Genomic DNA, 26743 nt, shown 5'->3' on the forward strand with positions numbered 1-26743 from the left:
TCGCGTCCCGCGGGGCTCCGGCGAACGGGTCAGCCGACCAGCACCCGGTGCCCGCCGGCGTAGACGTTCATCGTCCGGCCGCGCAGGAAGCCGACCAGCGTCATCCCGGCCTCCTCCGCCAGGTCGGCGGCGAGCGAGCTGGGCGCGGAGACCGCCGCGAGCAGCGGTACGCCGGCCATCCACGCCTTCTGGGTCAGCTCGAAGCTGGCCCGACCGGAGACCAGCAGCAGGTGACCGGCCAGCGGAAGGCGGCGTTCCCGCACCGCCCAGCCGACCACCTTGTCCACCGCGTTGTGCCGGCCGACGTCCTCCCGCAGCACCACCGGCTCGCCCTCGGCGGTGAACAGCCCCGCCGCGTGCAGGCCGCCGGTGCGGTCGAAGGCCCGCTGGGCCGCCCGCAACCGGTCCGGCAGCGCGGCGAGCACGTCCGCCCGGACGGTGAGCGGATCGTCCACCACCGGGTACGGCGACCGGGTCCGCACCGCCTCGATGCTGGCCTTGCCGCAGACCCCGCACGAGCTGGTGGTGTAGAAGTTCCGCGACGGGTCGGTGGTGGGCTCGGGCACGCCCGGGGCGAGCACCACGTCCACCACGTTGTAGGTGTTCGGGGTCTCCGCCCCGGCGCAGAGCTGGGCGGTGAGCACGTCGTCGGTCGACCTGACCAGCCCCTCGGTGAGCAGGAAGCCGATCGCCAGGTCGATGTCGTCGCCGGGGGTACGCATGGTGACCGCGAGCGGCCGGCGTCGACCGGGTCCGGCCGGGCCGACCCGGATCTCCAGCGGCTCCTCCACCGAGAGGGTGTCCTGCCGGCGTACCGGGGCGCGTCCGTCGGCCACCGCGTCGAGGTCGATGCGGAGCACACTCCGCCGGTCAGTCGCCCGTCCCATCCCGCCATCCTCCCCCGCCCGCCGAGCGACCCGCACCACGACGCCGGCCGGCCGGACGGGTCGGCGCGAGGCTACGGTGGCCCGGTGACGGCGTACGCGGCGGTGGTGCTCGCGGGCGGTGCGGCGCGCCGGATGGGCGGGCGGGACAAGCCGGCGCTACCGGTCGGTGGAATGCCGATGCGGGAGCGGGTGTTGGCGGCCGTCGCCGACGCGGCCCCGCGGATCCTGGTCGGGCCGGCCGACGCGGTCCCCGGCGACGTGCTGGTGACCCGGGAGCGACCGCCGGGCGGTGGCCCGGTGGCGGCGACCGCGGCCGGGCTCGCCCTGCTGCCCCCCGACACGACCACCGTCGCCCTGCTCGCCGCCGACCTGCCGCTGCTCACCCGGGAGGCGGTCGGCGTGCTGCTGCGCGCGCTGCACCCGGAGCCGGACGGGGCACCGCCGCGCGGTCACGTGGACGACGGGCCGGACGGGGTCTGCTTCCTCGACGACCGGGGCCGGCGGCAGCCGCTGTGCGGGGTGTGGCGGGCGGCGGCGTTGCGGGACGCGCTGGCCCGCCTCGTCGGGCGTCGGGGCGGTACGCCCGAAGGCGCCTCGATGCGGGAGTTGCTCGCCGAGCTGCGGGTGCGTGACCTGGCGTGGTCCGGCAGCGGCCCGCCGCCGTGGTTCGACTGCGACACTGACTCCGACGTACGCCGGGCGGAGGAGTGGACGCGATGACGGTGATGGACGACTGGCTGACGGCGGCCTGCGCCGAACTGGGGCTCGACCCGGCCGAGGTCCCGGTGCCGACGGTGCTCGACCTGGCCAGGGATGTCGCCCACCAGGTGCTGCGGCCGGGCGCGCCGGTGAGCGCGTACCTGCTCGGGGTGGCGGTCGGGCGCGGCGCCGACCCGGCGGGCGCCGCCGCGCGGCTGAGCGCCCTGGCCGCGACCTGGCCGGTGGAGCTGGGCGGCGACCGTCCCGACTGAGTCGCACCCGCCGCGTTGTCCGATCCCGGTCGCGGTGGATTCGACACCGGGTGGGCCTGGGTAGGGTGACCTTGACGGACGGAGGCGATCATGACGGCAGACCACCCCTCGAAGCCGACCGGTGATCAGCCCGGCAGCTCGCCGGAGCAGCACGAGTCGGTCCTGCTGGACGAGCCGAGCACGGCCGACCTGCGGGCCAAGGTGACCGAGGCGTGGCGGGAGTTCGCCCGCGCGCTGGCCGAGCGGCTGCGTGGGCTGCCCACCGGGGCGCACGTCGAGCTGACCCTCGACCCGACGGCCTCCGGCACCGGTAACGCCGTCTACTCGATCAGCGTGGACGTGGGCGACGGGGGGCGGGTCTCCGCACGGGCGGTCGGCAACGCCACCCTGCCGCAGGGCTACCGGCTGGACCGGGCCGCCGTCGCGGACATGATCGCGCTGGGCTGGTCGCCGCCGGGCGTGCTGGAGGGCTCCCGGGACCAGTTCGGCCTGGAGGGCTCGACCGCCGACGCCAGCAAGGTGGCCGCGCTGCTCTCCCGCACCCTGCGCGACGTCTACGGCGCCCCGCACCCGGCCTTCCTCGTCTACCTCGTGCACGACGCCGAGGGGGAGCCGCTGCCGGCCGAACCGCTCGGCACCGCGCGCAGCGAGTTCGGCCCGGACCGCGACGTCGAGGCGGACCTCGACGAGGCGCTGGCCGCCGCCGCGAGCGCGCAGAAGAGCGAAGAGGGCGAGGACGTGCTGGCGCTGGAGGAGCGGGTCCGCACGGTCGTGTCGACCATGCTCAAGTCGAAGTCCGACCAGCTCCAGGTGGACTCGGACGGCGACATCAACATCCGCGCCGGCTCGGCGATGGTGTTCGTCCGGGTACGCGACAACCCGCCGCTGGTCGACGTCTTCTCGCCGGTGCTCACCGAGGTGGAGCCGACCGAGCGCCTCTACGTGAAGCTCTCCGAGCTGACCAACCGGATGCCGATCGGCCGGCTCTACTGCGCCGACGACACCGTCTGGGCCTCCATCCCGGTCTTCGGCCGCAACTTCCAGGCCACCCACCTGATGCTCGCGGTGCAGGTGATGACCGGGCTGGCCGACGAGCTGGACGACCGGCTGCACGGGGAGTTCGGCGGCAAGCGGTTCTTCGGCGAGGGCGACAAGCCGGGCCGGCCGGCGGACTCCGAGCACCGGACGGGCATGTACCTCTGACCCCGGCGGCGCCCGCTCGTCCCGTGCGCCGACTCCTCAGCCGACGTCGAGCAGGGTCTTGCCGACGGTGGCCCGCGACTGCATCGCGGCATGCGCCTCGGCGGCCCGCTCCAACGGGAACCGCTGCCCGATCAGCGGGCGCAGCCGCCCGGCCGCGCCCTCGGCCAGCGCCCGCGCGGTGAGCGCGCGCAGCTCGTCCGGCCCGGCGGTCGGTCGCAGCAGGGCCACCCCGCGCGCCGTGGCGGTCTCCGCCGGCACGTCGGTCCAGCTACCCGAGGCGAGCCCGAAGCTGAGCATCCGGCCGCCGGGGTCGAGCAGGTCGAACGCCGTCCGGCCCACGTCGCCGCCGACGCCGTCGAAGACGACGTCCACCCCGCCGGTCGCGGCGCGTACCCGGTCGGCCCAGCCGGGCTCCCGGTAGTCGATCACGACGTCGGCGCCCGCCGCCCGGACCAGTTCCGTCTTGCGGGGGCCGCCGGCCAGGCCCACCACCCGTGCTCCCGCCCGCGCGGCGAGCTGGACCAGCAGGCCGCCCACCCCACCGGCGGCGGCCTCGACCAGCACCCGTTCCCCCGCCCTGGGCGCTGCCGCGTCGGTCAGCAGCAGCGCGGTACGGCCGTCGGCGAGCAGCGCCACCGCGTCGTCCAGCGCCAGCGCGTCGGGCACCTCGACCGGCGCGGCCCGGTCCACCACGACCCGTTCGGCGTACCCGCCGGTGCCGCCGGTGCCGCTGACCACCCGCCGGCCGACGAGCCCGGGGTCCACGTCCGGGCCCACCGCGCCGATCACGCCGCCGACCCCGTTGCCGGGGATCACCGGCAACGGGCCGCGGAACGGCCCGAACCCGGTGGCCCGGAACATCGTCTCGACGAAGGTGAGGTTGACGTGCGCCACCTCGATCAGCACCTGCCCCGGCCCGGGCGTCGGATCGGTCGCCGTTCCCGGCACCAGCACCTCCGGCCCGCCGAACTCCCGCAGCCACACCGCCCGCACGATCCCCCCTCACGCCGCCGTCCGGTCCAGTCGACGACATGAAGTGGGGTTGAGGTCAAGCGCGGATCAGCCGGTGGACGGGCCGACGCCGGGGGACTCGACCAGGCGGGAGAGCACGATGGTGCTCCGGGTGGAGGTCACGAACGACTCCGCCCGCAGCCGCTCCAGCGCCTCCTCGAGGTGGGCGATGTCGGCGGCCCGCAGGTGCACCAGGGCGTCCGCCTCGCCCGAGACGGTGTACGCCCCGACCACCTCCGGGTGTCGCCGGGCGGCCACCCCGATCTGCGCGGGGGTGGTCCGGCCGGCGCAGAAGAGCTCGACGAAGGCCTCCGTGGTCCAGCCGACGGCGGCCGGATCGACCACCGCGGTGAAGCCCCGGATCACCCCGGCGGAGCGGAGCCGGTCGACGCGTCTCTTCACCGCCGGAGCGGAGAGTGACACCCGGCTGCCGATGTCGGCGTACGACGCGCGAGCGTCCGCCACGAGCAACGCAATGATTCGCTGGTCGACCGCGTCTATCTGCAACGTTCCGCCTTCAGAAAGCAAGAGTTCTGGCTGTTACCAAAGTTCTACGCTACCTACTCTTGGTCACCGTGAACCAGCAGCGAGTGCCGCGAAAGCGGACATATCTCATGTGCTCGCCCGAGCATTTCGCCGTCGAGTACGCCATCAACCCGTGGATGGACGTCACCACCGCGGTCGACGCGGAGCTGGCGGTCAAGCAGTGGGACCGCCTGCGGGAGACGCTGGTCGGCCTCGGCCACGACGTGCACCTGCTCACCCCCGAGGCCGGGCTGCCGGACATGGTCTTCGCTGCCAACGGCGCCTTCGTGGTGGACGGGACGGTCTACGGCGCCCAGTTCAAGCACGAGCAGCGCGCCGCCGAGGCCGCCGCGCACCGGGCGTTCTACGAGTCGCAGGGCTGGCGGTTCATCGCGCCGAGCGAGACCAACGAGGGCGAGGGCGACTTCGCGTACCTGCCGGAGGCGCACGGCGGGCTGGTCCTCGCCGGCCACGGCTTCCGTACCGAGCTGCCGGCGCACGCCGAGGCGCAGGAGGCGCTCGGCCGGCCGGTGGTGTCGCTGCGCCTGGTCGACCCGCGCTTCTACCACCTCGACGTGGCGCTCGCCTCGATCGACGACGAGAACATCGTCTACTTCCCGGGCGCCTTCTCGGCGGCCAGCCAGAAGGTGCTCGCCCAGCTCTTCCCCGACGCGGTGGTCGCGGACGACGAGGACGCGATGACCTTCGGCCTGAACCTGGTCAGCGACGGGCTCAACGTCGTGCTCAACAGCGAGGCGACCCGGCTGGCCGGCAAGCTCAAGGCGGCCGGCTACCACCCGGTGCCGGTCGAGCTGGCCGAGCTGAAGAAGGGCGGCGGCAGCGTGAAGTGCTGCATCGCCGAGCTGCGTCACTGACGCCACCACGGCATAAGCCGAGGGCCGGCCTCCCTGCGGGGAGACCGGCCCTCGGCGCGTATCGGGCCCGGCGCTCAGCCGAGCGTGGCGATCTCGTTGAGCATGACGTTGGACAGCAGCCGGCCGTCGAACTGCACGGTGCGCAGGTACCACCGCTGCTGCGGCGTGCGGGGCTGGTTGAACTGCCACACCCCGCGCGGGCTGTCGATCTGGCCCACCTTGCCGAGGGCCAGATTGACCTGCTGCGGGGTCGGGTTCGCCCCGGCGATCCGGATCGCCCCGTCGAGCACCTGGGCGGCGTCGTACGAGGCCATCGCGTACGTGCTGGGCGAGACGTTGAACGTCTTCCGGTACGCGGAGGCGAAGATCCGGTTGGCGTTGTTGTTCAGGTCGGCCGAGTAGTTCGACACCGTCTGGATCGGGCCGGGCAGCAGCCGGTCCTCCTTGTCGTTCACCAGCACGCCGCGTACCTCGTTGAGCACGCTGCCCTCAGTGAGGAAGCCGGGCGCGTAGATCGGCCCGGTGTAGGCCGGGCGGTGCCGGCGCAGCTGCTTGATGAACTGGATGGCCGCGGTGCCGGAGAAGTGGCAGAAGATCGCGGTGGGCTTGCGGTTGAGCGCCTGCCGGATGTCGTAGGCGTACGTGCTCTCGCCCGGGTTGGCGGTGGGGTTCGTCCAGACCGGTTCGCCGGCGATCCGCGGGTCGTCGACGCCGAAGCCCTGGCGGAAGCCCTGCACGACGTCGAGGCTGGCGCCGCCCTCCGGCGCGATGATCAACACCCGGCTGCCGGACGGCAGCCGCTGCTTCAGGTACGCCCCGAGCGCCCGGCCCGGCTCGTCCAGCACGTACGAGGTGCGCCAGATGTAGACCACGCTCTGCAGGCTGACCGGCGAGGCGTTCGACCCGATCAGCGGCACCCGGGCCTTCTCCACGATGTCCCGGATGCCGGACATCACCGTCGGGTTGACCACCCCGGTGAGGGCGAGCACGCCCTGCTTGAGCAGGTCGTTGACGGCGTCCTGACCGGTCTTGGCGCTGTCGCCCTCGTCGGCCTTCACCAGGGTCACCGGGTGCCCGCCGAGGCGCTGGCCGTGGGTGGCCAGGTAGAGCTCGAAGCCGTTGACGATGTCCTCGCCGATGGTCTTGCCCGAGCCACTTTCGGGGGCGACGAGACCGATTTTGATCGGCGAGCCGGTCGCGACCGGCTCACCCTCGTCGTCCGTGCCACAGCCGGCGACCAGCCCGGTGGTACCGAGCGCGGCCAGCAGCTGCAGGGCGCGCCTGCGGTTCATCTGCGACACCAAAATCCTTCCGGAGCGTTGCGGGGCGTCACCGCCCCCTCGGCGTTCTACCTGGTTGACGACGCTGCGTCAATGGCTATTGATCTTTGTGCAGCGACTGCAATGCAGCTCTGACGTGCGGCCAGGCGGCCGACTCCGGGTCGATGAGCCCGAAGTGCTCGCATTTCGGCAGTTCAACGAGGCTCACATCGGCCCCCGCCGCCTGGGCCGCAGCCGCGTAGCCCCGGCTGATCGTGACCGGCACCTGCAGGTCCTGGACCCCGTGCACGATCACGGTGCGTGTCCGCAGCGGCACCAACTCCCGTGGATCGGCCGCCGCGTACCGGTCCGGGTGCTCCGTCGGGCCGCCGCCGAGCAGCGCGGCCACCGCCCCGCCGTCCAGGTCCAGCCGGTACGCCTCGGCGAGGTCGGCGACCGGGGCCAGCGCCAGCACCCCCCGTACGGTGGCCGGGGCATGCGCCGCCGCGTAGAGCGCGAGGTGCCCGCCGGCCGAGTGTCCGAGCAGCAGCGGTGGTCCGGCGGCCACCCGGCCCGGCAGGGCGCGGGCGGCCAGCGCGGGCAGCGCCGCCACCCCGGCCAGCACGTCGGTGAGGGTGCCCGGCCAGCCGCCGCCCGGCTGCCCGGTCCGCCGGTACTCCAGCTGCGCCACCGGCCAGCCCAGCGCCGCCAGCGCGGTGGCCAGCGGGCCGGTGTGGGTCCGGTCGTACTCGGCGCGCCAGAAGCCCCCGTGCAGCACCGCGACCAACGGCCGGGCCGGGCCGTCCCCGGCGGGACGGCGCAGGTCGACGATCTGGTCGGGGTGGTCGCCGTAGGCGAGGGTGAGGTCGGGGGGCGGAGCGGGCCGGGTGAGCACGGCGCGCGGGTCGGCGGGCATGTCGGCGACGGTAGCGCGACCGCCACCGGGCGGGGGTCGTGACCGGTCCCACCGCGTGTGGCTCGCGGGCGTGGGTAAAGATGGGTGCCATGACCGACGCGCACTTCGCTGGACAGAACGACGAGCCGGGCACCGAGGACACCGGGCACTCGGGCACCGTGGTGGTGGTCGGCCCGGACGGCCGCCCGGTCGGCACCGTGCAGACCGACGAGCAGGTGGGCGAGGACCCGACCCGCCTGGTCGAGCAGCCGGCCAAGGTGATGCGGATCGGCAGCATGATCAAGCAGCTGCTGGAGGAGGTCAAGTCGGCCCCGCTGGACGACGCCAGCCGGCACCGGATGCGGGAGATCCACGAGCGGTCGATCGTCGAGCTCAAGGAGGGCCTCGCCCCCGAGCTGCGCGAGGAGCTGGAGCGGATCTCGCTGCCCTTCACCGAGGAGAAGGCGCCCAGCGAGGGCGAGCTGCGCATCGCCCACGCCCAGCTCGTCGGCTGGCTGGAGGGGTTGTTCCACGGCATCCAGGCCGCGCTGGTCGCCCAGCAGATGGCCGCCCGGGTGCAGCTGGAGCAGATGCGTTCCGGCCGCCAGGCGCTGCCGAGCGGTCCCGGCGGGATGGTGCCGGGCATGCCGGGCATCGGCCAGCCGCAGGGTGGCGAGGGGCATCCCACCGGCCAGTACCTCTGACCGGTCGTCCGCTCAGCCCACCCCGAAGACCTTCTCCAGGTACGCCGCCACGCCGTCGGCGGAGTTCGCCCCGGTCACCTCGTCGGCGATCTCCAGGACGGCGGGGTGTGCGTTGGCCACCGCCACCGCCCGACCGGCCCAGGTCAGCATCGGCAGGTCGTTGGGCATGTCGCCGAACGCGAGCACGTCGCGTTCGTGGATGCCGAGGCGGGCGGCGTACCAGGCCAGCCCGGCCGCCTTGGTCACCCCGGCGGCGGAGATCTCCACCAGCCCGCTGTACGACGAGTGCGTCGCCTCGGCCAGCCCCTGCAGCGCCCCGGCCACCACCCGGACGAAGACGTCCGGGTCCTGCTCCCCGGCCCGGGCCAGCAGCTTCACCGCCGGTACGGAGTGCAGCTCCTCGGGCGACTCGACGGCCCGGATGGCGTCGTGGTCGGCGTCCCAGCGCAGCGGGTAGTGCGCCTCGTGCCGCATCTGCCGGCTGTCGACGATCTCCACCGCGAAGCTCACCTCGGGCACCGCCGCGCGCAGCCGGCGGGCCACCTCGGCGAGGAGTTCCGGGGCGAGCGGGTCGGCCCGCAGCACCTCGTCGGCGACCGGGTCGTACACCACGGCGCCGTTGGCGCAGATCGCCGGCAGCGGGGCGGCGAGCTGGTCGTACACGAGCTGGAGCCAGCGGATCGGGCGGCCGGTGACCAGCACGACCGGCGTGCCCTGCGCGCAGATCCGCTGCAGCACCGTCGCGGTACGCGCGCTGAGCGTCCGGTCGTCGCCGAGCAGGGTGCCGTCGATGTCGGTCGCGACCAGTCGGGGTGTCTCTCCCATCACCGGGAGAGTAGCCGGTCCAGGTAGACCGCGACTCCGTCGTCGTCGTTGCGCAGGGTGATCTCGTCCGCGGCGGCGCGGACCGCGGGGTGCGCGTTGGAAACGGCCACCCGGCCCCAGCCGGCCCAGGCGAACATCGGCAGGTCGTTGGGCATATCCCCGAAGACCAGCACCTCCGCCGGGTCGACGCCGAGCCGTTCGGCCACCACGCTGAGCCCGGTGGCCTTGTCCACCCCCGGCGGGCAGATCTCGACGAAGCCCAGGCCGGCCTGGGTGAGCGTGGCCACCTGCGGCGGGACGATCCGGCGGGCGGTGGCCAGCAGCTCGTCCACGTGGTGGTCGGCGGTCCGGACGAACGCCTTGATCACGTCGCAGGAGAGGCACTCGGCGCGGCTGCGCGCCTCGAACCGGTCCTGGTACGGCCAGCTCGGGTGGTAGTCGCCCCAGAGCGGCGCATCCTGCTCGGCGGAGGCCTCGACCATCACGGTCAGCGGCCCGACCTCGGCCTCCAGGTCGGCCAGCAGTCCGGCCAGCACCGCACCGGGCAGCCGCTCGTCGCGCAGCACCACCGGGCCGGCCGGGTCGCTCTGGTCCACCACGCAGCCGCCGCCGGCCATCACCAGGAAGTCGGCGGCGCGGATGTCGTTGCGGGTGAGTTCCTTGAGCCGGGGGCCGCGACCGGTCGCGCCGACCACCGGGATGCCGGCGGCCCGCACCCGGTCGAGCACCTGGTGGGTGTACGCGGACACGGTCTCGTCGCTACGGACGAGCGTCCCGTCCAGATCGGTGGCGATCAGCTTGGGCAGGCCCGGGCGGATCATGGTTCCTCCTTCGCCCGCCGCCGTCGCAGCCAGCCGTTTCGGTCATCGGTGCCTCGACCCGGAGTGACGGCGGGCAGCAACCGTACCTCGCGGTACCGGTCCCGACCACGGCGTTCCGGCGAATCCGGCGCCAACGCCCGGTGACGCCCGGGCCCCGTCCCGGTGGGCGCCCCGGCACCGGCGCGGCCCGGTCGGGACGGCCGGTCAGCCGGCCGACTCCCGACGGGCGAACGGCACGGTCGGCGTGACGGTGAGGTCGGCCGGGCCGTCGTCCTGGGCGCGGCCGGGCCGGCGGTGGTCGACCGGCTCCGCCTCCGGGTCGGTGTCCGCCTCCGACCGCTCGGCCGGCTGCCGGCCGGCGAGCTGGAGCGCGGCCCCGGCCAGCGCGGTCGCCACGAAGGCCATCACCAGGCCCCGCCCGTAGTCCACCCGGAAGCCGTCCTCGGACGAGTAGAACAGGGCCCGCTGTCCGGAATCGTCCAGCGAGAAGGCGGTCGCCGTCAGCAGCGCCAGCAGCGCGCCGGCCACGGCCAGCCCGGCCAGCCGCGCCTCCCGCCGGACGGCCGGGCCGCCGCGCAGGGCCAGCGCCGTCACGGCGGCGAGCAGCAGCAGCCCCACCAGGTACGCGACCCCGAAGCCGTCGACCTCGGCCACCCCGCCGGGCACCCGGACGGTGACGTTGCCCTCCGGGCCCCCGTTGGGCAGCGTCATCACCAGCCACTCGCCGACCAGGGAGGCCGTCGCCGCGACCGCGCCGAGGACGGCCAGCACCAGGGGCAGCCGGCGGTCCCGGCCGAGCCCGCCGAGGGCACGGCCCCACCGTCCGGCCGGGGCGGGGGACGGCGAGCCCCACTCGACGACGGCCGTGCCGTCGGAGCGGTCCTCCTGTCGCGGGACGGGGAGATCCTGAGACATCGGCCACCTTCCGCCGTCGCGGGCCTGAACCGCATCATGACACGCCCGGCGGCGCCGGTCGGGGCACGACGTGGCGGCGGCGGGTACGCCGGGTCGGTCGCCCGACGGTGCGGTTTCGGTTAGCGTCGGGTGCATGCCTATCCGTACCGCTTCCGCACGTTGGCAGGGCAACCTCACCGAGGGTTCCGGGACCGTCCGCACCGGCAAGGGTGGACTCCAGGGGAACTACTCCTTCAAGTCGCGTTTCGAGGAGGGCGAGGGGACGAACCCCGAGGAGCTCATCGGCGCCGCGCACGCCGGCTGCTTCTCGATGGCGCTCTCCAAGCAGCTCGCCGACGCGGGCGCCACCGACTCGTCGGTGGACACCACTGCCAAGGTCCACTTCGACAAGACCGACGCGGGCATGTCCGTGACCCGGATCGACCTGGAGACCGTCGGCCAGGTGCCGGGCATGGACGAGGCGCAGTTCACCAAGCTGGCCGAGGCCGCCAAGGAGAACTGCCCGATCTCGCGGCTGCTCTCCCCGGGCGCGCAGATCAGCCTCTCCGCCCGCCTGGCCTCCTGACCCCGACCGGTCGTACGCGACGGAAGGGGTGCCGGACCGGCACCCCTTCCGTGGCTCCGCGCGGATCTTGACCGGGCGGGCCGCCCGGCGTCGGGGACAATGGACGGCGTGGCGGTCGAGATGAGTCGGGAACGCTTCGAGGAGCTGGTCGGGGAGGCCCTCGACGAGGTGCCCGAGGAACTGCTCGGGCTGATGAGCAACGTGGTGATCCTGGTCGAGGACGACCCGCCGCCCGGCGAGGACCTGCTCGGCCTCTACGAGGGGCACGCCCTCACCAGCCGGGGATGGGACTACACCGGTGTGCTGCCGGACCGGATCCTCATCTACCGCCGCCCGATCCTGCGCATCTGCGACACCGAGGACGACGTGGTCGACGAGGTGGCGGTGACCGTGGTCCACGAGATCGCCCACCACTTCGGCATCGACGACGACCGGTTGCACGCCCTGGGCTGGGGCTGACGGTCCTGCTCGGCGGCCCCGCTCGGCCGATGCGACCGGTTGCGCTGGTCACCTACCCTCCGGTGAGACACACCCCGAACCAGGAGGAAACCGATGCGCAGCGCGCTGTTCTCCGCGGAGAACCTCGAGAAGGAGTCCGCCCAGCCCGGCATGCGGCTGCAGAACTCCAAGATGCTGAAGATCGAGCTGAACGGCGAGGCCATGGCCCGGGTCGGCTCGATGGTCGCCTACCAGGGGCAGGTGCAGTTCCAGGCGCTCGGCTCCGGTGGCATCGGCAAGTTCATCAAGCAGCGCCTCACCGGTGAGGGTGTGCCGCTGATGAAGCTCAGCGGTCAGGGCGACGTCTTCCTCGCCGAGCTGAGCAAGGACGTGCACATCATCGACCTGGAGCCGGGCGACGCCCTCTCCATCAACGGCTCCAGCGTGCTGGCCTTCGACTCGACCCTGTCGTACGACATCAAGATGGTCGGCGGCGCCGGCATGGCCTCGTCGTCCGGCCTGTTCAACTGCGTCTTCAGCGGCCACGGCCGGATCGCCATCACCACCAAGGGCACCCCGGTGGTGCTCAACGTCGACGCCCCCACCTACGTCGACCCGCAGGCCGCCGTCTGCTGGTCGGCCAACCTCCAGACCGGCTACCACCGCGCCGAGCAGCTCGGCCTGGGCACGCTGCTCGGCCGCAGCACCGGCGAGGCGTTCACGATGAGCTTCGCCGGCCAGGGCTTCGTGGTGGTGCAGCCCTCCGAGGAGCCGCCGGTCATGGGCAGCGGCGCCCAGCAGCAGCAGGGTGGCCTGCTCGGCGGCCTGCTCAGCTGACCGGGTCGGCGGGGTGCCCGGTCCGGGTGCCCCGCCGGGTCAGCTCAGCTCGCCGGCCCGCAGCCGGGCCAGCCAGGCCGCCGCGTCCGCGTAGTCGGCGTCGGAGAGACCGGCGGGCGCCGGGACCGGCCGCTCGGCCGCCCCGTCGACCCAGCGGTGCCGGGGGTACGACCCGAGGAAGCGCACGTCGGCGCAGACCCGGCGCAGCCCCTGCAACGCCTCGCCCATCCGTACGTCGGCCACGTGCCCGGTGCAGTCGAGGAAGAAGACGTACCGGCCCAGCGCCTCGCCCGTCGGGCGGGACTCGATCCGGGTCAGGTTGACCCCGCGTACGGCCAGCTCCATCAGCACCGACAGCAGGGCGCCCACCCGGTCGTGCGCGATGTACACGGCGAGCGAGGTGACGTCGTCCCCGGTGGGGGGCGGCGGCGGGCCGGGGCGGGACACCAGCGCGAAGCGGGTCACCGCGTCGGGGTGATCGGCGATCTTGTCGGCGAGCACGGCCAGCCGGTGCCGGGTGGCCCCGATCGGGGCGCAGATCGCCGCGTCGTAGTCGCCGGCGGCCGCCCCGGCCGCCGCCGCGCCGTTGGAGAGCACGTCGACCACGGTCGCGTCGGGCAGGTGGTCCCGCAGCCAGTTCCGGCACTGGGTGGAGGCCTGCGGATGGGCGGCCACGCTGCGCACCGCGCCGAGCGTGGTGCCGGGGCGGGCGCCGAGCACGAACTCGACCGGCAGGATCACCTCCCGGGTGATCACCACCGGGTCCCCCTCGGCCAGCTCGTCCAGGGTCACCCCGACCGCGCCGCCGATCGAGTTCTCCAGCGGCACCAGGGCCGCGTCGGCGTCCCCCGCCCGTACGCTCTCCAGCGCCTCGCCGACGCTGCGCGCCGGCGTACGGCTGCCGTGCTCGGCGGCGGGCACGGTGCGCAGCGCCTGCTCGGCGAAGGTGCCCTCGGGTCCGAGGTAGACGTAGCGGGTCGGTGGTGTACCGGGCATGTCGCCCAGCCTACGCACCGGGTACCGCCCCCGTGCCGGCGTCGCAGGCCAACGTCCGGATGCCGGGCGGCGCGACCGTCCGCACCTCGATCGAGCAGACGTCCGTCCCGGCGGTGACCAGGCGCAGCGCGGCGGACTCGGTACGGGTGACCACCTGGAGTTCCTCGTGCCCGGTCACGGCCAGCACGGTGTACTGCCAGTCGGCCGCGCAGAGCGGCCCCTGGGTGGCGCGCACCGACACGCCCCGGGGGAGCACCCGGCCGCGCAGCAGCCCTACCACCCGGTCGGCGGAGGGCCGGCCGGCGCAGGCGACGGCGACCAGGCCGGGCGTGGGGCTGGGCGTTGGCGGAAGCGTCGGCGCGATGCCCAGCGGCGGGGTCACCGGCGGGGCGACGGTCGGCGCCGCGGGGGTGACGAGCGCCGGCCGGGAGCTGATGGCCGGCGCGGGGGCGGGTTCCGGCGGGGCGCCGCAGGCGGCGAGCGGCACGACGGCGAGCAGTGCGCCGGCGACGGCCAGCCGGCGGGGTGGGGTGCGGTGCGGTGCGTCAGGCGGCACGGACCGGTCCTCGGGGGGATCGAGCCTCGGGTGGCATCGGGTCGTGACGGCCGGGGGTGGCCGAGCCCATCGTAGGAGGATCCGGCGGCGCGGTGAAGGTCAGCGCAGCACCCGGTGCCCGGCCCGTTCCAGCGCGCCGGTCGCCTCGCCGAGGCGTACCGCCGGGACCAGCACGTGGTCGGTGTCGTAGGTGGAGAACGCGACCACGCTGACCCGGGCCTCGGCGAGCGGGTCGACCAGGGCGGCGAGGGTGCCGGTGAGCGCGAGGCCGACCGGCCCGACCACGCGCAGGCACCGCCAGTCGGTCTCCACGTCCGCCTGCGCGGGCGCCCGGCCGGCGGGGCAGATGACCGAGATCCCGTCGGCCGTCCAGCTCACCGTGACCACGTCCGCGACGCCCGGCTCGGCCCACAGGGCGGGGGGCAGGGAGGTGCCGGCGGCCAGCCGGCACACGGCGTACTCCCCCGGGAGCAGGGCGACATCGAGCATGAGGGCACCTTACGGCGTCGGTGCCGGCCCGCCCCAGCATCGCGGCGTGCGGCGCCCGCCACACCTCGGAAGCAGGTCAGATCTCGGAGAAGAAGGTGAGTGAGCCGGCGACCGAGCCGTCGGTGAGCACCGGGGTGGAGATGGCGTCGACGGTGGCGTCGGGCGCGTCCTCGCCGGCGGGCTGGACCCGGAGCAGGCCCCGGGCCAGCCGGCCGGAGTGCAGGGCGAGCAGCGGCGGGATCTTGTCGGTCTCCTGCTCGGTCAGCTCGCCCCGGGCGGCGGTGAAGTCGAGCAGCCGCAGGCCGCCCTCCAGCAGCGGCAGGCCCACCACGTCCTCCGGTGCGCCCAGGCAGAGCAGGTCGCAGCCGGCGGACGAGATCGCCACGACCCGGGTGTCCGCGTCGATCAGCAGGCAGGGCTCCTCGGCGTGGGAGACCATGGCCGACCACTGCCCGACGTTGTCGCACCCCGGCTCTGTCGGTGTCCGCGGCGTCGGCGCGAACACTTCGGAGAGCGAGAGTTCGACGTGGGCCACCGAGCCTCCTATGTACACCGACGGTCTGTCCACGCTAGCCGGTCGCCGCGACGGTCGCTGTACCGCGCTGCTGCCACCGGCCGCCGGTGACGATCGGATGCCCGGAACGACCGGGCGGCCGGCGACGGCGCGGACCGTAGCTGACCTCGGTGAACACCGGGCCGCGTGGCGTCGACGGTGACGTTACCGGCGGGCGGCCGGCTTGTCAGCGGCCGTTCGGCCCTCGTCGTACCACCGGTAGTCGGCCGCGGGACGGTACGTGCCGTTGAGCCACGTCTGCGGCTGCTGCGCGACCCGGGACAGCTTCTCCGCGGTGGCCGGGCTGATCCGGTTGCCCCCGGCGACGAGGAGCCGGTCCAGCTCCCGGTGGGTCGCCATGAGGCAGTCCTTGGGCAGGCCGTAGACGCTGATGACGCCGGAGCCGACGAAGGTCAGCACCGGCGTCACCGGGATCGGCAGCCCGACCGCGTCGGAGAGGGCCTTGCTCGCCCGCTTGGCGTCGCGCCGGGCCTCGGCCACGTACGGCGGCCGCTTGCCGTTGATCTGGACGACGTCCCCGGCGACCAGCACCCGGGCGCGCCCGTGGTCGGCGATGCTCACCGCGAAGAGCCCGCTCGGGCCGATGGCCAGGAAGCCGGCCCGGTCGTCCTGGCCGCGGTCGAGCAGCACGTCGGCGACGTCCGTGCGCGGCCACTCGATGACGTGCCAGGCGGGCCCCAGGTGGTCGAGCTGACCGAGCGCGCGCGCCCCGGCGGCCTCCAGCCGGCGCGCGCCGCGCTCCGCCCGACGGCGGCGGGCCCACTCCAACGGGGTCGGGCGGGCCGGCTCCAGCGCCGACGGCGCCTCGGCCCGGGGGTGCGGCACCGCCACGGGCGGCAGTGCCCGGGTGGGTACGGCTCGACGAGCGGGAAAGACAGTCATCGCGACCTCCGGCAAAAGGTCCCTCGAAGTTATGTCCTCACTACCCTACGTTGCCATCCCCCGGGTACGGCAAGTTGGAGCGCCGGAATGAGTGCGGATGAATGCCATATTCATCCTCACTTCTCTCCCGAACACCCTTCGCACCTGCCCTACGCTGCGAGGGTGACCCACTACGTGGACAGCGAGGTCGGTCGGCTCGGCACGGTGCTGCTGCACCGCCCCGGACCCGAGCTGGCCCGGCTCACCCCCCGCAACAACGACTCGTTGCTCTTCGACGCTATCCCATGGGTGGGACGGGCGCAGGAGGAGCACGACGCCTTCGCGGCGGCGTTGCGCGGGCGCGGCGTGGAGGTGCTCTACCTCGCCACCCTGCTCGCCGAGACCCTGGCCGTCCCCGACGCGCGCGCCGAGTTGACCGAGGTGGTGCTCCGCTCGCCCCGGCTCGGCGACACGCTGCGCCGCCGCGTCTCCGACCACCTCGCCTACCTCGATCCGGCGGCGCTGGCCGACGTGTTCATCGCCGGGCTCGCCCACGAGGAGGTGCGGATCAGCCCGGAACGCCCCGGCGGGCTGGTGTGGACGCTGATGGACCGGCATGACTTCGTCATCGACCCGCTGCCCAACCTGCTCTTCACCCGCGACTCGTCACTGTGGATCGGTGACCGGGTCGGGGTCACCAGCCTCGCCATGCCGGCCCGCCGGCGGGAGTCCACCCTGACCGACGCGATCTACCGCCACCACCCGCGCTTCGTCGGCACCCAGGCCGTCTACCACCCGGAGCTGGAGCACCTGGAGGGCGGCGACGTGCTGCTGCTCGCCCCCGGCGTGCTCGCGGTCGGGGTGGGTGAGCGGACCACCCCGGCCGGCGCGGAGCGGCTGGCCAGGCAGGTCTTCGCCGCCGGGCTGGCGCACACCATGCTGGTGGTGCCGATCGCCCAGGAACGCGCCACCATGCACCTCGACACGGTCTGCACGATGGTCGACGCCGACGCGGTGCTGATGTACCCGAACATCGCCAGCAGCCTGTCGGCGTACACGGTGATCGCCGGGCCGGACGGTGAGCCGCGGGTGGACGGCCCCGCGCCGTTCCTGCGCGCCGCCGCCGACGCGATGGACCTCGACCAGCTCCGGGTGATCGACACCGGGCTGGACCCGGTCACCGCCGAACGCGAGCAGTGGGACGACGGCAACAACACCCTCGCCCTGGCGCCCCGGCTCTGCGTCGGCTACGAGCGCAACACCGAGACCAACGCCCAGCTCGAACGGGCCGGCATCGAGGTCATCCCGATCGCCGGTTCCGAGCTGGGCTCGGGCCGGGGCGGCCCGCGCTGCATGTCCTGCCCGCTGGTCCGCGAGCCACTACGGCGGCCCTGACCCCGCTTCCGGGCCGGTCACGCGGGCCCGGAAGCGGCCGGTCGAGCGCGGGTCAGCGCAGGGTGAGCTGGCGACCGAGCAGCCCCTGGCGGGCCCGCCGCCCGGCGGCGTCCAGCGGCTCCTTCTCCTCCAGCATCTCGGCGTACCGCTCGGCGAAGGCGCTCGCCGGCGCCTCCCAGTCGGCGGCCGGGACGTCCTCGGGCAGGTCCCAGACCGGCACCAGCCGGCCGTGCGCGCGGAACATGCCGGCGAAGCGGGTGCCCTCGCCGAGGGTCAGGGTGCCGGCGGCGGAGAGCCGGGACAACGCGTCCAGCGCGGTGTCCTCGTCCTCCGGCAGCACCCAGCGCACGTGCGCCTTCTCCGGCACCTGGCACCAGTAGGCGGCCCGGGCGGCGGCGAGCCGTACGGTCGGGTAGATCGCGGCGTTCGCCCGCTCCAGCGACGCCTGCACCGACGGGTCGTCGGCCGCGCCCGGGTCCAGCCAGAAGTCGAAGCCGTCGTGCATGGTGATCTCCAGCGGGCCGTCCACCAGGATGTCCTGCAGGCGCGGGCCCGGACCCGGCAGCGGCGGCACGGTCACCTGGCCGCCCGGCTCGGTGCGCAGCGCGCAGAGCAGCGCCTCGGCCAGGTCGCGCGAGACGTCACCGGACTGCTGGTGCCGCTGGAGCCCGATGAAGACCCGCCCGTCCGGCTTGGTCATCGCCGGGGCGGCCATCGGCAGCACGGTGGCGAGCGTGACCGGGCGGTCGCCGTACTCCTCGACCAGCTCCGGGGTGAGTCGCAGCGGCGCGGAGGCGGCCGGCACCAGCTCGCGCAGGGCGATCCACTCCGGCTCGTCCGCCAGCCCCTCGAACGGACGGGGGACGAAGATGTCGCGGACCTTCTCCCGGCGGGGGGTCGCTTCGACGGCGCGCTGGTTCTTTCGACGCTTGCTCACGGCGAGACAGCCTAGAGGCCCGGCCGGGACGGTGTGGGGAGGACCCGCCCCCGGGGCCGGCTCAACCGGCGACGACCAGGTCCGGTCGGGCCGAGCCGGTCGGGTCGAACTCGGCCCAGACGCTCTGCCCCAGGCCGTCCCGGTCGACTCCCCAGCGGCTGGCCAGGCCGGCGACGATGTGCAGGCCACGGCCGTCGACCGCGTCCGGGCTGGCCGCCCGCATCCGCGGGCCGGCGGGCGCGCCACCGTCGGTCACCCGGATCGACACGGTCGGGCCGCCCGGCGTGGGCCGCAGCCGCCAGGCCACCCGGACCACCCCGCCGGGCAGCGGGTCGGCGTGCCGGACGGCGTTGCCCACCAGCTCGGCCAGGACCGCCACCAGGTCGGCCAGCAGGATCGGGGGTACGACCTCGGCGAGTTCGTCGGCGAGCCGGTGCCGGGCCAGCCGCGCTCCGGTGGCGTGGTGGGGAACCACCACGCACCACGAACGTTCGACCGCGTGCGTCGACACCCTCGCTCCTTCTCGCCCCGTCCCCCGGCGCCCCGCGCAGGTCATCCCCGGGGCAGCCGCACCTCTGCGACGGTACCGCCACCGTTCCTCGGCCGGAGGGATACCCATCCATTCTGCTGTTCAACGATCCGGCGGACGAGATAGAGGCCGAGTCCGGCGCCGGGATAGCCCCGGCGGTCCCCGGACTCGCCCTGCCAGAACCGGTCGAAGGCGCGCTCCACGTGCTCGGGCCGGATGCCGATGCCCCGGTCGCTGACCCGGAACAGCACGGTCTGCCCGTCGGTGCCGGCGGTGACCTCGATCGGCGACTCCGGCGGCGAGTACTTCGCGGCGTTGGTGCCCAGCTCGGTCAGGACGGTGGCCATGCTGTGCCGGTCGCCGAGCGCCTTGGGCAGGTCGGCCGGCAGGTCGAGGACGAGCCGGTGGCGCAGGTCGGCGGGGAGGTCCGGCACGGTGGCGCGCAGCGCCTCGCCGAGGTCGAACGGTACGGCCGGCTCACCGCCGGGCCGGCCGTCGATGGCCGAGGAGAGCAGGCGGTCGATCAGCCGGGCCAGTTCGTTTGCGCGCTGCCCGATGATCCGGGCCGCCTGCCGGCGGTCGGTGTCGGTCAGCGACTCCCAGTGGTCGGTGAGGGTGTCCGCGTACCCCTTGATCACGGTGACCGGGGTGCGCAGCTCGTGGCTGGTCACCGCGACGAAGAGGTCGCGCTCGGAGTCGCGGCGCTGCTGGTCGGTGATGTCGCGGAAGGTGACCACCCGCTGGGTGCCGGGCCCGGCCAGCTCCCCGGAGGTGATCCGCAGCCAGCGCCCGTCCGGCATCTGGTGGTCGAGCACCTGGCCGGACGGGGGGAGCGGGAAGGGCAGCGGCCGGTTCAGCGCCTCGGCGGAGGAGCGGCCGGTCACCTGGGCGGCGGCCGGGTTCCAGAGCCGCACGTGCCCCTCCCGGTCGACCACGGCCAGACCGTCGGCGAGCGCCGCGACCACCGGACCGTCGCCGTGCACCGGCAGGCCGCTCTGGTCGCCGTACATGTGGGCGATGCAGGCGGCCACGTAGCCCAGCACGGCCTGCCCCTCCGGGTCCGCGGCGTCCTCGCCGTCGGCGTAGAGGGCGTGCAGGCTGCCGACGGTCAGCCCGCCGATCTCGGCGCGGGCCCCGATCATCCGGCGTAGCCCGCGGGCGGCGAGCTCCCCGGCGAGCTGCCCGGGGAGGTGGTCCACCCGGATCTGCCGGACCCGGGGGCCGGCGAGCAGGCAGACGGTCACCGGGTCGGACGCCGGCAGCGGGCGACCGATCATCCACTTGGCGTTGCCGCTGGCCGCGATGACCCGGCCGCCGGTCGGGGCGAACTCGACGAAGGCCACGCTGGCCGCGCCCACCGCCGCGCGGGCCACCCGGAGCAGCTGGGTGAGGACGGGCAGGCCCGCGTCTCCGGAATTGATCATCTCGATCACCGCGCTGTGGCCGGTGATCAGGGCGGCGAGATCGGTACGCTCCGGCATGTCCCGAGTGTGCCCCCTCGGGCGGAGTTCGGGCAGCCCCGTCCGGTGGGCCTCACCGGCCCAGCCGGGCCAGCGTCCGCGCCGGTCGGTCGGTGATCACCCCGTCCACCCCGGCGGCCAGCACCAGCTCCAGGTCGTCCGGCTCGTTGACGGTCCAGACGTACACCTGGTGGCCGGCGGCCCGCAGGGCGGGCACCAGCTGCGGGCGGGCCCGGACCAGGCCGATGCCGGGCCCGGCGATCCCGGCGCCGAACGGCAGCCGGCCGAGCCGCAGCCAGCGCGGCAGCACCTCCAGCAGCAGCACCGTGGGCAGCGCCGGGGCCAGCTCCCGGACCCGGCGTACGGCCAGCGGGGAGAACGACATCACGGTGACCCGTACCGGGTCGTCGGGGCCGGGTTCGGCGAGCCCGTACCGGCGCAGCAGCGCGACCAGCCGGCGCTCGACGTCACCGCCGTAGCGGGACGGGTGCTTCGTCTCCACCAGCAGCCGGACCGGCCGGCCGGCGGCCAGTACGGCCTCCAGCAGCCGCTCCAGCGTGAGCAGCCGGGTGTGCGACTCGTCCAGCACCTCGTCGCCGTCGGCCGGTACGCAGCCCGGATGCCAGGAGCCGAAGTCGAGCAGCTCCAGCTCGGCGAGGGTGCGGGCGCTGACCAGCCCGCGTCCGTTGCTGGTCCGGTCCAGCCGGCGGTCGTGCACGCAGACCAGGTGCCCGTCCCGGGTGAGCCGGACGTCGCACTCCAGCCCGTCGGCGCCCTCGTCCAGGGCCCGCAGGTACGCCGCGAGGGTGTGCTCGGGCAGGTCGGCCGACGCGCCGCGGTGCGCGAAGACCAGCGGATCGCCCATGGCGCCGGCTCTCAGATGACCCGGCCGGGCTGCCCGTCCCCGCCGACCACCGGCCGGCCGACGGCCTCCCACTGGCGCATCCCGCCGTCGGCGTTGCGCACCTGCTCCCATCCGTTGTTGAGCAGGTAGCCGACGACCTGGGCGGAACGCCCGCCGGAACGGCAGATCACCGCGACGTCCCGGTCGGTGGGCACCTCGGCCAGCCGGGCCGGCAGCTCCATCATCGGCAGGTGGTGGGCGCCGGGGGCGTGGCCCGCCACCCACTCGTCGTCCTCGCGGACGTCCAGCAGGTAGGTCTCGTCGTCGATCTCGGTCACGGGAACGCTGGGTACCTGGGATCCGAACACGGGTAGCAGCCTAGATCCTCACCGGTGCCATCGGCACGGGCCGGGCCGGTACGCCGGATCACAACCGGGTGACCCAGCGCGGGTTGGCCGTCGCCCAGCCCGGCACCCGCTCGCCGCGTACGGCGTCGAAGAGGCCGTTGCCGCCGTTGTCGAGCACCACGTAGGAGATCCCGTCGATGGTCTCCGGGTACGACGGCACCTGCACCCCGCTCAGCGCGTCCGACGGCAGCGAGCCCAGGGCCACCATCAGGTCCTCGATCCTGACGCCGTTGGTGTCCAGCGTCAGCGAGCCGCCCACCGCCCGCAGCACCCGGTCCAGCTTCAGTGGGTCGCCGCGCAGGTTCGTCTCCCCGGCCCGGTTTAGTACCGCCTGCAGCATCTGCTGCTGGTGCCGCTGCCGGTCGTAGTCGCCGCGGGGCAGGTCGTAGCGCTGCCGGACGTAGTCCAGCGCCCGGGCGCCGTCCATCTGCTGGCATCCGGTGGCGAACACGGTCCCGGTGTGGATCGACCGGACCTCGGTGTCCACGCACATCCGGATCCCGCCGAGCAGGTTGATGACCTGCTTGAAGCCGGCGAAGTCGACCAGCGCGGCCCCGTCGAAGCGGATCCCGGTGAGCCGGGTCAGGGTGGCGGAGAGCAGTTGGGCTCCGCCCTGGCCGGCCCCGCCGTGCTCGTACGCAGCGTTGATCTTGTCCTGGCCGCCGCGGTAGCCGTTGGTGCCGCCGGGGGGAATGGCCACCAGCAGGTCGCGCGGGACGGAGATCAGGTAGCCCTGCCGCATCCCGGGCGGTAGATGCACGATGAGGATGGTGTCCGAGCGCTGGTCCGGCCCGTCGCTGGCGCCCCGCCGGTCGGTGCCGACGAGCAGGTAGTTCAGCCCTTCGGAGAGGTCGGTGCGGGGTTGCCGGGCGTCCGGGGCGAGCAGTTGCTCCCGGGTGATGGTGCGCTCGTAGCGCGAGGTGAGCGCCTTCATGCCGACCACGGCGACGACGGCCACCAGCACCAGGGCGAGACCGACCGTCAGCAGGAGCCGGGGCCAGCGGGAGGCCGGGCGGCCGGGTGGCGGTGTACCCCGCCCCCGGTCGGACCGCGCTGACCTGGCCGTGACGCCCTCCCCGTGGCCGTTACGTGAGACATGCTCACTTCAGGCTACGGGCCGGTCACCGCGCTCCGGCCGGTTTCGGCGTGGCTACCGGCCGGTCACCGGGTCACTGGCGGGTGGAGAGCACCGCCGGGTTGGCGTACACGAATTCGCCCAGCTTGTCGTTCTTGACCGCCCGGAACATCTCCAGGGTCTGCGGGCTGAGCGCCTCGCGGTTGTTGGCGTTGCCGTTGTAGGTGCCGCCGTTGGTGCGCAGCATGGTCAGCTCGTTGGCGCTGATGCCGCGCAGGGTGAAGATGAAGTCGGCGATCGGCGCGTCGCCGACGTCGAGGATGAAGGCCTTGCCGGCCGCCCGGATCAGCTGGTTGATCTTGACCGGGTTGGTCAGCATGCCCTTCTCGGTGGCCTTGCGGGCCATCGCCTTGATGAGCTGCTGCTGGTTCTGCTGGCGGTCGTAGTCGCTGTTCGGCAGGCCGTAGCGCTGCCGGGAGTAGTCCAGCGCCTCGAGGCCGGACATCTGGCGGCAGCCCTTCTTGTAGACCACCGGGGTCATCGGCCGGCCGGTCTTCTTGGCGTCCGCCTTCCACATCTGCTTGCCGTCGACCATCACCGTGTGGATCGACTTCACCTCGTGCTTGACGCAGATCCGGACGCTGCCCAGGGTGTCGATGACGTTCTTGAATCCGCCGAAGTTGATGATCGCGGCACCGTCGAAGCTGATCCCGGTCATGTTCTTGATGGTCTGGGCCATCAGCTGGGCGCCGCCCTCCCAGCCGCCGCCGTTGCGGGCGCCGGCCTGGAACGCCGCGTTGATTTTGTCGGTGCCACCGGCGTAGCCGCTCTTCTTGAAGGCGGGGATCTGCGCCTCGGTGTCCCGGGGGATCGAGATCATGTACGCCTGGTCGTGGCTGGCCGGGATGTGCAGCACGATGATGCTGTCCGCCCGGACGTCGTCGGCGGCCCACCGCTCGCGGGCGTCCACGCCCAGCAGCAGCATGTCGATCGGGCCGTCCAGGTCGGCGCCACCCTCGGCGTCGGTCTTGCCCGCCCCGCCCAGCAGGTTCTTCTGGGCGATGCTGCCGGTCGCCTGGCTGATCAGCGCCTTGCTGCCGACGATGGCGATGCCGCTGGTCATCATCAGCACGGCGCCGAAGATCACCGTCAGGCGGGCCCAGAGCGGGTCCTTGCGCTTGGTGCGCTTCCTGGCGCCGCCGGTGCGCCGCCCGCTCCGCCCGCCCTGGGACGGGATCGTTGTCGACGCCCGCGCGTGGGGGTCGGAATCCAGCGACGTCGGGCGGGGGCTGGTCTGAACCGGCATGCATGCTCCAGCTCGCGTGGTCGGGGGGCGGGACCACTCTACGTACCGCTTCCCGCCAAGGCGAGATCGTCACAGGCTCAATTCCTGGATATCCCGACACTTCCGACCGCAATTCAACCGAACGGATGAGTCAATACGTCTGGTCGGTGGTTGGCGGCCGATGATGGAACCAGACGTGAACACACCTCTGATGACGTCCGTCGAAATGTGCCGGCAACACCGGCCGCCACCACCGGCCCTCGTCGGTCCGCCCGGGACGGCCGGGGAGGTCCGGCCGCCCGGGGAGGAACCGGGTCAGCTGCCCTTGGTGTCCGGGTTCTGGTTGGCCGCCACCCAGGCCGCCATCGTGTCCGCCGACATCGCCTTGTACATCGCCAGCGCCTTCGCCCGGTCGGAGACCACGACCGACTCGCCGTTGATCGTGTCGCTGCCCGTGTTCGGGCTGGTGATGAAGGTCAGGTTCTCGCCGCGCAGGTTGCGGAACTGCACACCCATGTCGACCAGCGAGAAGCCGTTGTCGACGGTCACCGCGTCGGTGACCGACTGGAGGAAGGCGTTCAGCTTCTTCGGATTGGCCAGCGTGCCCGTGCTCGCCGCCTTGTCCATCAGCGCGCGCAGGAACTCCTGCTGGTGGCGCATCCGGGCGAAGTCGCCCTCCGGGAACTGCTTGCGCTGCCGAATCCAGTCCAGCGCCGTGGCGCCGTCCATGTGCATGGTGCCCTTGGTGAACTTCCGGTACGGCTTGTGGATCGAGGTGATGCTCCGCTCCACCTTGAGGTCCACCCCGCCGAGCGCGTCGGTGACCTCCTTGAAGCCGCCGAAGTCGATCGCCATGACGTGGTCGATCCGGACGTCGCTGAAGCACTCCACCGTGCGGACCGCCAGCGGGAGGCCACCGAACGCGAACGCCGCGTTGATCTTCGCGCGCCGCCCGGAGTCGCACTCCGCGCCGGCACTCTCCGGGATCGGCACGTACAGGTCACGCGGGATGGAGACCAGGTAGGCCGACTTGTGGTCGGCGGGGATGTGCATGACGATGATCGTGTCGGCCCGCCACTGGCTCTGCTTGTCCACCGGCGCGTCCGGGTCGCGCGAGTCCGAGCCCACCAGCAAAATGTTCAGCGCGCCGTTCACCGCCTTGGCCGGCCGCCCGCCGGTGATCTCCGAGAACGGGTCGGTGCGGGCCAGGTCCTTGTCGAGGTTGTCGGTGTAGACCCACGCCCCCAGGCCGCCGAGCAGCGCCAGCACCAGCACCGCCACGCCGGCCACCAGGCCGATCCGCCCCCAGCGCGGGCGGGGGCCACGCCGGCCGGGGCCACCCGGACCGCCCGGCCCCGGCGGTGTGCCGGGTCCGCCCGGGCTGCCGGGCCCGCCGGAGCGGGGGCGCTCCTCGTCGTACGACGGGTACCACTGCGTCTCGGACGGCCGGGCGCGCCCGGCGGCCCGGTCGGGACCGGGGACCGCGGCGCGTCCGGCGCTCCGGTGCAGGTACGGAAGCGGGACGCCGGCTGACGATGTGGCGGACATGCGATTCAGCGTACGTATGCCGGTCGAGCGTTGCCCGAAGGCGAACGCCGCGTCGCGCCCCGCGTACCGGGCGGGGCGCTACCCTAGCCGCGCCCGGAAGTGGTCGATCGTGCGTCGCAGTCCGTCTTCGGGCGCCACGGTGGGTTCGTATCCCAGCAGCTCCCGGGCGAGGGTTAGATCGGGTCGCCGCATCTCCGGATCGTCCGCACTGCGGGTGATGTACGTCACCTCGGAGCTGCTTCCGCAGAGTGACACGATCGTCTCGGCGAGTTGCCGCATGCTCATCTCGTGCTCGGTGCCGCAGTTGATCGGCCCGGTCTCGGTCGAGTCGAGCAGCAGCAGGATGCCGCGCACGAGGTCGTCGACGTAGCAGATCGACCGGGTCTGGTTGCCGGTGCCGTGCACGGTGATCGGCTCGCCGCGCAGCGCCTGGGAGATGAAGGTGGGGATGGCCCGGCCGTCGTCGGGGCGCATCCGCGGGCCGTACGTGTTGAAGATCCGGACGATCGCCGCGTCCAGCCCCTTGCTCCGGTGGTACGCCATGGTGGCCGCCTCGGAGAAGCGCTTCGCCTCGTCGTAGACGGCGCGCACCCCGATCGGGTTGACGTTGCCCCAGTACGTCTCGCGCTGCGGGTGCTCCTTCGGGTCCCCGTACGCCTCCGAGGTGGAGGCCATCAGGAACCGGGCGCCGTCGGCGAGCGCGCGCTCGAGCAGGTGCAGGGTGCCCGCCGAGCCGACCCGCAGGATCTCCACCGGCAGCTTCTCGAAGTCGGTCGGGCTGGCCGGGGAGGCCATGTGCAGGACGGCGTCGAACCGCTCGGCCAGCGCCGGGTGGGCCGGCAGCCCGTCGGAGATGTCCGCCTCGACCAGGGCGAAGGACGGGTTGTCCAGCAGGTGCGCGACGTTGTCCTTCGAACCGGTGACGAAGTTGTCCAGCGCGACGACCTGGCAGCCGCGCCCGACGAGGGCGTCGACCAGGTGGGACGGCACGAAACCGGCGCCGCCGGTGACCAGGACGCGATGACCGCTGCCGAAACGCGGGGCTACCTTCATGCC

Annotated in this window: 31 protein-coding genes; 9 read left to right on the plus strand and 22 right to left on the minus strand. The window is 73.6% G+C overall.

Features of this window, described 5'->3' with window-relative positions:
• Window positions 1-29: 29 nt before the first annotated feature.
• On the minus strand, window positions 30-887 hold the full coding sequence (gene fdhD, locus FHX75_RS17020; RefSeq protein ID WP_154941124.1) for a formate dehydrogenase accessory sulfurtransferase FdhD: 858 nt from the start codon (window positions 885-887) through the stop codon (window positions 30-32).
• 84 nt (window positions 888-971) lie between these two features.
• Between fdhD and mobA the strand changes: the two genes are divergently transcribed.
• The 3 genes from mobA to FHX75_RS17035 all read left to right on the plus strand — a co-directional run bounded on the left by mobA (window position 972) and on the right by FHX75_RS17035 (window position 3061).
• Window positions 972-1607, plus strand: a complete 636-nt coding sequence (gene mobA, locus FHX75_RS17025; RefSeq protein ID WP_154941126.1) for a molybdenum cofactor guanylyltransferase — start codon at window positions 972-974, stop codon at window positions 1605-1607.
• Window positions 1604-1858 carry a DUF6457 domain-containing protein gene (locus tag FHX75_RS17030; protein WP_154941128.1) on the plus strand — a complete coding sequence of 85 codons (255 nt, stop codon included), beginning with the start codon at window positions 1604-1606 and terminating at the stop codon, window positions 1856-1858. Before mobA ends, FHX75_RS17030 begins: the two co-directional genes overlap by 4 nt.
• 90 nt (window positions 1859-1948) lie before the next feature.
• Window positions 1949-3061 carry a T3SS (YopN, CesT) and YbjN peptide-binding chaperone 1 gene (locus FHX75_RS17035; RefSeq protein ID WP_154941130.1) on the plus strand — a complete coding sequence of 371 codons (1113 nt, stop codon included), beginning with the start codon at window positions 1949-1951 and terminating at the stop codon, window positions 3059-3061.
• A gap of 36 nt (window positions 3062-3097) precedes the next feature.
• Here FHX75_RS17035 and FHX75_RS17040 read toward each other — a convergent pair whose 3' ends face one another.
• Together FHX75_RS17040 and FHX75_RS17045 are read right to left on the minus strand one after the other, a co-directional pair.
• A complete protein-coding gene (locus FHX75_RS17040) occupies window positions 3098-4054 on the minus strand; it encodes a zinc-binding dehydrogenase (RefSeq protein WP_154941131.1) in 957 nt (318 codons plus the stop codon).
• A 66-nt stretch (window positions 4055-4120) separates the two neighbouring features.
• Window positions 4121-4579: an Lrp/AsnC family transcriptional regulator gene (locus tag FHX75_RS17045; RefSeq protein WP_088959726.1), complete on the minus strand. Its 459-nt coding sequence runs from the start codon at window positions 4577-4579 to the stop codon at window positions 4121-4123.
• Window positions 4580-4638: 59 nt separating this feature from the next.
• On the opposite strand from FHX75_RS17045, the gene ddaH reads away from it, so the two are divergent.
• Window positions 4639-5472 (plus strand): dimethylargininase, encoded by an 834-nt coding sequence (ddaH, locus tag FHX75_RS17050; RefSeq protein ID WP_342798972.1) that lies wholly within the window; start codon window positions 4639-4641, stop codon window positions 5470-5472.
• A gap of 74 nt (window positions 5473-5546) precedes the next feature.
• On the opposite strand, the gene FHX75_RS17055 is transcribed toward ddaH, so the two are convergent.
• Complete coding sequence (locus tag FHX75_RS17055) at window positions 5547-6773, minus strand: ABC transporter substrate-binding protein (RefSeq protein ID WP_154941134.1); 1227 nt, start codon at window positions 6771-6773, stop codon at window positions 5547-5549.
• A gap of 76 nt (window positions 6774-6849) precedes the next feature.
• Window positions 6850-7647, minus strand: a complete 798-nt coding sequence (locus FHX75_RS17060; protein WP_154941136.1) for an alpha/beta hydrolase family protein — start codon at window positions 7645-7647, stop codon at window positions 6850-6852.
• Window positions 7648-7727: 80 nt separating this feature from the next.
• Between FHX75_RS17060 and FHX75_RS17065 the strand changes: the two genes are divergently transcribed.
• Window positions 7728-8330 (plus strand): bacterial proteasome activator family protein, encoded by a 603-nt coding sequence (locus FHX75_RS17065; RefSeq protein WP_154941138.1) that lies wholly within the window; start codon window positions 7728-7730, stop codon window positions 8328-8330.
• Between the two features lie 12 nt (window positions 8331-8342).
• On the opposite strand, the gene FHX75_RS17070 is transcribed toward FHX75_RS17065, so the two are convergent.
• From FHX75_RS17070 to FHX75_RS17080, 3 genes are all read right to left on the minus strand, one after another.
• Complete coding sequence (locus FHX75_RS17070; protein ID WP_154941140.1) at window positions 8343-9155, minus strand: HAD family hydrolase; 813 nt, start codon at window positions 9153-9155, stop codon at window positions 8343-8345.
• The gene (locus FHX75_RS17075; protein ID WP_154941141.1) at window positions 9155-9976 is read right to left on the minus strand and encodes an HAD family hydrolase; all 822 of its coding nucleotides are present in this window, start codon (window positions 9974-9976) and stop codon (window positions 9155-9157) included. The genes FHX75_RS17070 and FHX75_RS17075 overlap by 1 nt, the downstream gene beginning before the upstream one ends.
• A gap of 204 nt (window positions 9977-10180) precedes the next feature.
• On the minus strand, window positions 10181-10891 hold the full coding sequence (locus FHX75_RS17080; RefSeq protein WP_154941143.1) for a hypothetical protein: 711 nt from the start codon (window positions 10889-10891) through the stop codon (window positions 10181-10183).
• A gap of 133 nt (window positions 10892-11024) precedes the next feature.
• Here FHX75_RS17080 and FHX75_RS17085 point away from each other — a divergent pair, with 133 nt between their 5' ends.
• The 3 genes from FHX75_RS17085 (at window position 11025) to FHX75_RS17095 (ending at window position 12731) form a co-directional block, all read left to right on the plus strand.
• Window positions 11025-11456, plus strand: a complete 432-nt coding sequence (locus FHX75_RS17085; RefSeq protein WP_088959734.1) for an OsmC family protein — start codon at window positions 11025-11027, stop codon at window positions 11454-11456.
• Window positions 11457-11555: 99 nt separating this feature from the next.
• Window positions 11556-11915: a metallopeptidase family protein gene (locus tag FHX75_RS17090; protein ID WP_211364486.1), complete on the plus strand. Its 360-nt coding sequence runs from the start codon at window positions 11556-11558 to the stop codon at window positions 11913-11915.
• A 93-nt stretch (window positions 11916-12008) separates the two neighbouring features.
• Window positions 12009-12731: an AIM24 family protein gene (locus tag FHX75_RS17095; protein ID WP_154941147.1), complete on the plus strand. Its 723-nt coding sequence runs from the start codon at window positions 12009-12011 to the stop codon at window positions 12729-12731.
• 39 nt (window positions 12732-12770) lie between these two features.
• Here the strand turns inward: FHX75_RS17095 and pheA are convergent, their stop codons facing one another.
• The 5 genes from pheA to FHX75_RS17120 form a co-directional block, all read right to left on the minus strand.
• A complete protein-coding gene (gene pheA, locus FHX75_RS17100) occupies window positions 12771-13727 on the minus strand; it encodes a prephenate dehydratase (RefSeq protein ID WP_154941149.1) in 957 nt (318 codons plus the stop codon).
• A gap of 10 nt (window positions 13728-13737) precedes the next feature.
• The gene (locus FHX75_RS17105; RefSeq protein ID WP_154941150.1) at window positions 13738-14283 is read right to left on the minus strand and encodes a hypothetical protein; all 546 of its coding nucleotides are present in this window, start codon (window positions 14281-14283) and stop codon (window positions 13738-13740) included.
• A 99-nt stretch (window positions 14284-14382) separates the two neighbouring features.
• Entirely contained in the window at window positions 14383-14772 is a 390-nt protein-coding gene (locus tag FHX75_RS17110) for an ACT domain-containing protein (protein ID WP_154941152.1), read from the minus strand.
• Window positions 14773-14848: 76 nt separating this feature from the next.
• Window positions 14849-15307, minus strand: coding sequence for a PAS domain-containing protein (locus tag FHX75_RS17115; protein ID WP_154941153.1), 459 nt, complete (start codon window positions 15305-15307; stop codon window positions 14849-14851).
• A 183-nt stretch (window positions 15308-15490) separates the two neighbouring features.
• On the minus strand, window positions 15491-16228 hold the full coding sequence (locus FHX75_RS17120) for a hypothetical protein (protein ID WP_088959739.1): 738 nt from the start codon (window positions 16226-16228) through the stop codon (window positions 15491-15493).
• A gap of 162 nt (window positions 16229-16390) precedes the next feature.
• Between FHX75_RS17120 and FHX75_RS17125 the strand changes: the two genes are divergently transcribed.
• On the plus strand, window positions 16391-17602 hold the full coding sequence (locus FHX75_RS17125) for an arginine deiminase (protein WP_154941155.1): 1212 nt from the start codon (window positions 16391-16393) through the stop codon (window positions 17600-17602).
• A gap of 52 nt (window positions 17603-17654) precedes the next feature.
• On the opposite strand, the gene FHX75_RS17130 is transcribed toward FHX75_RS17125, so the two are convergent.
• The 9 genes from FHX75_RS17130 to FHX75_RS17170 form a co-directional block, all read right to left on the minus strand.
• The gene (locus tag FHX75_RS17130) at window positions 17655-18539 is read right to left on the minus strand and encodes a DUF5926 family protein (protein WP_154941157.1); all 885 of its coding nucleotides are present in this window, start codon (window positions 18537-18539) and stop codon (window positions 17655-17657) included.
• A 61-nt stretch (window positions 18540-18600) separates the two neighbouring features.
• Complete coding sequence (locus tag FHX75_RS17135; protein WP_425463516.1) at window positions 18601-19017, minus strand: ATP-binding protein; 417 nt, start codon at window positions 19015-19017, stop codon at window positions 18601-18603.
• A 74-nt stretch (window positions 19018-19091) separates the two neighbouring features.
• The gene (locus tag FHX75_RS17140) at window positions 19092-20549 is read right to left on the minus strand and encodes a PAS domain-containing sensor histidine kinase (RefSeq protein ID WP_154941161.1); all 1458 of its coding nucleotides are present in this window, start codon (window positions 20547-20549) and stop codon (window positions 19092-19094) included.
• A 52-nt stretch (window positions 20550-20601) separates the two neighbouring features.
• On the minus strand, window positions 20602-21393 hold the full coding sequence (locus tag FHX75_RS17145) for a glycerophosphodiester phosphodiesterase (RefSeq protein ID WP_154941163.1): 792 nt from the start codon (window positions 21391-21393) through the stop codon (window positions 20602-20604).
• Window positions 21394-21404: 11 nt separating this feature from the next.
• Complete coding sequence (locus tag FHX75_RS17150; RefSeq protein ID WP_088959745.1) at window positions 21405-21740, minus strand: rhodanese-like domain-containing protein; 336 nt, start codon at window positions 21738-21740, stop codon at window positions 21405-21407.
• A gap of 58 nt (window positions 21741-21798) precedes the next feature.
• Window positions 21799-22737, minus strand: coding sequence for an LCP family protein (locus FHX75_RS17155; protein WP_484213864.1), 939 nt, complete (start codon window positions 22735-22737; stop codon window positions 21799-21801).
• 211 nt (window positions 22738-22948) lie between these two features.
• A complete protein-coding gene (locus FHX75_RS17160; RefSeq protein WP_154941165.1) occupies window positions 22949-24160 on the minus strand; it encodes an LCP family protein in 1212 nt (403 codons plus the stop codon).
• Between the two features lie 294 nt (window positions 24161-24454).
• Entirely contained in the window at window positions 24455-25687 is a 1233-nt protein-coding gene (locus FHX75_RS17165; RefSeq protein WP_154941167.1) for an LCP family protein, read from the minus strand.
• Between the two features lie 78 nt (window positions 25688-25765).
• Window positions 25766-26740: an NAD-dependent epimerase/dehydratase family protein gene (locus FHX75_RS17170; RefSeq protein ID WP_154941169.1), complete on the minus strand. Its 975-nt coding sequence runs from the start codon at window positions 26738-26740 to the stop codon at window positions 25766-25768.
• Window positions 26741-26743 lie beyond the last annotated feature (3 nt).

The organism is Micromonospora palomenae (assembly GCF_007829925.1).
In the GTDB taxonomy this organism is placed as follows: domain Bacteria; phylum Actinomycetota; class Actinomycetes; order Mycobacteriales; family Micromonosporaceae; genus Micromonospora; species Micromonospora purpureochromogenes.